Source organism: Acidovorax sp. A1169, from assembly GCF_030704685.1.
Taxonomy (GTDB): domain Bacteria; phylum Pseudomonadota; class Gammaproteobacteria; order Burkholderiales; family Burkholderiaceae_C; genus Acidovorax.
Genome location: NZ_JAUZDX010000072.1, coordinates 1 through 614 on the forward strand (window position 1 = coordinate 1; position 614 = coordinate 614).

The 614-nt window shown below is 58.5% G+C and carries 1 protein-coding gene; it reads left to right on the forward strand.

What is annotated here, in order from left to right; translation table 11 throughout:
* Window positions 1-614, forward strand: a 614-nt coding sequence (locus QYL93_RS31865) for a DDE-type integrase/transposase/recombinase (protein ID WP_305747435.1), incomplete at both ends; no start/stop codon positions are given.

The window sequence follows — 614 nt, forward strand, 5'->3', positions numbered from 1 at the left end:
GCCCCAGGAGCCCACTGTGGCCTACAAGGCCTTCAAGAGCTACGAGCCAGGCTACGTTCACATGGACGTGAAGTACCTACCCCAGATGCAAGACGAGAGCAGCCGGCGCTATCTGTTCGTGGCCATCGACAGGGCCAAGCGGTGGGTGTTCGTGCAGTTCAAGGCCAACAAGACGGCTGCCAGTGCGCAGGCCTTTTTGAAGGCATTGCACAAGGCATGTCCGATCAGGATCAACAAGCTGCTGACCGACAACGGCAAGGAGTTCACGGACCGGTTGTTTGCCAGCAAAGAGCGCGAACCAAGCGGCAACCATGAGTTCGACCAACTGTGCCAGGAGTTGGGCATAGAGCACCGGCTGACCAAGCCCAGGACCCCGAGAACCAACGGCATGGTGGAGCGGTTCAATGGCCGCATAGCGGACGTCCTGAAGACCCACAGGTTCAACAGCCGTGAAGATATGGAGCAGACCTTGCTGCGCTATGTGGCCTTGTACAACCACCAACTGCCGCAGTCAGCGTTGGGCAGCATGACACCGATGCAGGCCATGAAAGAGTGGTACCAAGAGCACCCTGGTCTGTTCCACAAGCGGCCATATGATCGTCCGGGATGCGACA